Raw genomic sequence first — 3793 nt, forward strand, 5'->3', positions numbered from 1 at the left:
GGTCACGGGTGATCAYGTTCGGCGCACCTCCCTCACGATGCGCGCCGAGGTGCGCAACATGATCACCCGTGACCGCATTCTGACGATCGAGAAGATCGTCTTCGTCGGCCTCGACGACCACGGCCAGCCCATTCCTCACGGCTACACCGACATCACCTACGAACGCGACCGGCTTCCCCACCACCATGGACTCATGCGCACAGAGGATGGATCCACAGCGGACTAGGTATTGGCGGGTCCTAATAGGGAGGCGGATACTGGGTGGGACCACTTGCAGTGACGCGAGGTCCCAGCTATGTCCACCGATACCTATTCCGCCGCGAGCGTGCGGCAGGCTCGTGAACGCCTTCTCGAAGCTGGCGTCGGCGCGCACGGTCTCACTCCCCGAACACTGAACGTCCCCCCGGTGATCGAGCGCAGTTGGCGTCGCTCGTTCACCACCGGTGGCGGCTACGATCCGACGGCGACTCCTGCCTACCACCCGTTCTCCGAACCGGCGGGACGCTTTCAGGACACCGCTGAGATCGTCCTGGCGCGATGGGCGGAATCACTCGCGGACATGCGTGTCGCGCTGCTGGTCAGCGACCGATCCGGACGGATCCTCGCCCGAAAGGTGGGCGACCCGAGCCACGCGAGACGGCTCGACAAGGTGTCCGCGGCCGAAGGATTCGAATTCTCGGAGTCCGCGCTGGGCACGAACGGACTCGGAACGGCGATCGAGGAAAGATCCGCAGTGTTCGTGCGCGGCGCCGAGCACGTCAACGACCGGCTGCAGACCCTCGCCTGCGCTGGCGCCCCCATCCACGACCCTCTTTCGCGGCGGGTCATCGGCTCGCTCGCCCTCGCCTCTCCCGTCGGGGCGTCCCACCCCGCGATGCTCGCGATCGCGAAGCAGGCCGCTCGTGACCTCCAGGACGCGCTGCTTAACACCGCACCGCTGGAGCTGCAGGCGCTGCTGGCCCGGTTCGCGGACGGTACCGCCCGCCACCGTGTGCTGGCCATCGGCCGTGGCGGCGTGCTCGCCTCGACGGGCGCGTTGCCGATGCTCTCGGCCGAGCGGCACGTGACCCTGTGGGACGAGCTCCAGGCCCACCACTGGCAGGGGGATGTCGCATCCGTCTTGCTCGCGGATCGGCCGAGCACTGCCCGCCGCATCGTGAATCGGGCAGGGGAGAGCATCTACCTCGTGGAACTTGCCGAGTCCGAGCCGGCCGCAGCGCCGGAACCCACCCGGCTTTCCCGCCTTGCCGCGCACCTCGACGTGCTCGGCCGCAGCAGCGGGTGCATCGCGATCCACGGTCCGCGCGACAGTGGGAAGACGCTTCTCGCCCAGCTCTGGCTGCGCGAACGCGATCGCCACGACCCGGTCGTCATCGGCGCCCCGGCATTTCGGGAACCGGGGGCCGTGGCCACGGCGGTGCAGGCGCTGAGCACAGGTACATCGGTGGTCGTCTGCAGCGTCGAGTCTTTGACCGACGTTGACTTCCCGGTCCTGCAGCAATTGGCTGGCGCGGCAGATCCCGTCCGGTCCGCCCGGGTGGTGTTCTGTGTCGCAGACGACCTGACTGGCGTCGTCGTCGATTTCCTGGGCCGCCAAGGGCCGCGGCTCGATCTCCCTGCGCTGCGCGATGACCCAGACCGTGTCATCGGCCTGGCTGTGAGACTCGCTCAGGAGTACTCGGTGACACTGAGTCCTGCTGTGCTGCAGGCGCTTTCCCGGTGGGATTGGCGTGGTGGCGCCTCGGAGCTGCGGGTTCTGATTGCCGCGATGGTGGTGCAGCGTCCCGGCGGCACCGTCCTGGACGTCGACCTTCTGCCCGCCGAGATGCGCACACGTGCCCGCCAGCTGCGCGGCATCGCCGCATCCGAGTACCGGGCGATCGATGCGGCGCTGCGGGAGGCGGACGGAAACCGTTCGCGTGCAGCGGAGATCCTCGGTATCGGGCGCACGACGCTGTACCGGAAACTGCGCGCGTACGGTTTCGACGGGCAGAACACCCTGATCTCCTGAAAACAGCGCCCCCGCCTGCCGACCAGGGAGGCCTGGATTCGCAGTTGCGTACTCGGCGCGGCGGAGGCGTTACACGGGGATATCAGGCGGGGGTTCGGATGAGCTTCTTGTTCGCGAACTCGTCCATGCCGTACCGGGCGAGTTCGCGTCCGACGCCGGAGCGCTTCACGCCGCCGAAGGGGAGGTCCGGTGCGCTGCGGCTGGTGCTGTTGATCCACACCATCCCGACCTCCAGTTCGCGGGCGATCTGCGCGGCTGCCAGAGGATCCTGCGTGAAGACGCTGCTGGACAGCCCGAAGGGCGACTCGTTGGCCAGGGCGACCGCGGCCTGCGGGGAGGGCACCCGGTACACGACCGCGGTCGGTCCGAACAGCTCCTCCTCGTAGGCTCGCATCAGCGGGGTGACCCCGGTGAGCACGCTGGGCGGGTAGAAGGCGCCCTCTCGGCGTGCACCGGGGGCGATGTGCAGGGTGGCGCCCTTGGCGACCGCGTCCTCGACGAGCTCCTCGAGCTCATCTCCGGCATCCGCGGACGCCAACGGGCCGAGGAACGTGTCGGGGTCCGTGGGGTCGTCGGGGATGATCTTCGTGATCGCGTCGATGAACTTCCGAGAGAACTCGTCGTAGACGGCATCCACGACAATGAACCGCTTGGATGCCGTGCACGCCTGGCCGCCGTTGGCGATGCGGCCGCGTACGCCGGCTGCCACGGCCGCGTCGACGTCAGCATCCTCTAGGACGATGAACGGGTCCGAGCCGCCCAGCTCGAGGACGACCTTTTTCATGTGCCTGCCGGCCACCTCGCCGACAGCCGAGCCCGCCTTCTCGGAGCCGGTCAGCGACACCCCTTGCACGCGCGGGTCGGCGATGATGCCGGCAATCTGGCGGCTGTCTACGAACGCGTTGATGTACGCGTCGGCTGGAAGCGCGGCGTCGTGGAGCACGCGTTCGATGGCGAGGGCGGACTGCGGGCAGTTGCGGGCGTGTTTGAGGATGATCGTGTTGCCCAGTGCGAGGTTGGGGGCGACAAACCGGGCCACCTGGTAGTAGGGGAAGTTCCACGGCATGATCCCCAACAGCGGCCCGATCGGCTCGGTGCGGACGAGCGCTTCCCCTCCGCCGACGATGTCGAGGGTCTCGTCGGCGAGGAACGCTTCGGCGTGGTCGGCGTAGTACTGGTAGATCGAGGCGACCAGCTCGACTTCCCCGCGGGCCTGCGTGACGGGTTTGCCGACCTCGAGTGTCAGCAGCGCGCTCAGTTCATCAATGCGGTCCCGGTGCAGCTGCGCCGCGCGTGCCAGGATCCCCGTCCGTTCGGCGAGCGGCAGCTCCCGGTACTTGCGGTAGGCCGTGTGCGAGCGGGCGACGATGTCGGCCACGTCCGCATCGCCGATCACGGCGTACTCGGCGACCGTCTGACCGGTGGCTGGGTTGATGGTCCGGTATGCACCCATCGTGGTCTCCTCGCTTCATTGCTGTCGTGCGTCTCACGGGCCACGCCCGCCCAGATCGGCGGTCGTCTGGCGCGGTACTGCCCTCTCAGCCTGTCGCGCCGTGGCCGAGTTCGTCCAATACTGATCCCGGTCCAGATTGATGACGATGGCGCATCAGATGTACGTGGATCGGGTATTGGACGCGCATTGATCGGTGATGGGAGGCTGGGACGGTGACCACTCTGATACTCCGCGAGGGCGCGGACCGGCTTCACGTCGAACTGAACCGTCCTGACGTGCGAAACGCGATCAACGACGACATGGTCGACGAACTTCACGCGGTATGCACG

The 3793-nt window shown here is 67.6% G+C and carries 2 protein-coding genes and 2 pseudogenes; 3 read left to right on the forward strand and 1 reads right to left on the reverse strand.

The features are described 5' to 3' along the window. Together DC432_RS15870 and DC432_RS15875 are read left to right on the forward strand one after the other, a co-directional pair. Positions 1-226 (forward strand): annotated as a pseudogene (locus DC432_RS15870) (acyl-CoA thioesterase); the annotation flags it as partial. 69 nt (positions 227-295) lie between these two features. After that, entirely contained in the window at positions 296-2011 is a 1716-nt protein-coding gene (locus DC432_RS15875; protein WP_005054985.1) for a helix-turn-helix domain-containing protein, read from the forward strand. Positions 2012-2093: 82 nt separating this feature from the next. Here DC432_RS15875 and DC432_RS15880 read toward each other — a convergent pair whose 3' ends face one another. Beyond that, positions 2094-3464: an NAD-dependent succinate-semialdehyde dehydrogenase gene (locus DC432_RS15880; protein WP_005054987.1), complete on the reverse strand. Its 1371-nt coding sequence runs from the start codon at positions 3462-3464 to the stop codon at positions 2094-2096. 212 nt (positions 3465-3676) lie between these two features. Here DC432_RS15880 and DC432_RS16825 point away from each other — a divergent pair. Then, positions 3677-3793, forward strand: a pseudogene (locus DC432_RS16825) (enoyl-CoA hydratase/isomerase family protein); the annotation flags it as partial.

Source organism: Microbacterium testaceum (assembly GCF_003075375.1).
Taxonomy (GTDB): domain Bacteria; phylum Actinomycetota; class Actinomycetes; order Actinomycetales; family Microbacteriaceae; genus Microbacterium; species Microbacterium testaceum_E.

Bases quoted from the DNA above. Each gene is read 5' to 3' on its own strand.
- DC432_RS15875 (WP_005054985.1), top strand. From the start codon at position 296: ATGTCCACCGATACCTATTCCGCCGCGAGCGTGCGGCAGGCTCGTGAA.
- DC432_RS15880 (WP_005054987.1), bottom strand. From the start codon at position 3,464: ATGGGTGCATACCGGACCATCAACCCAGCCACCGGTCAGACGGTCGCC.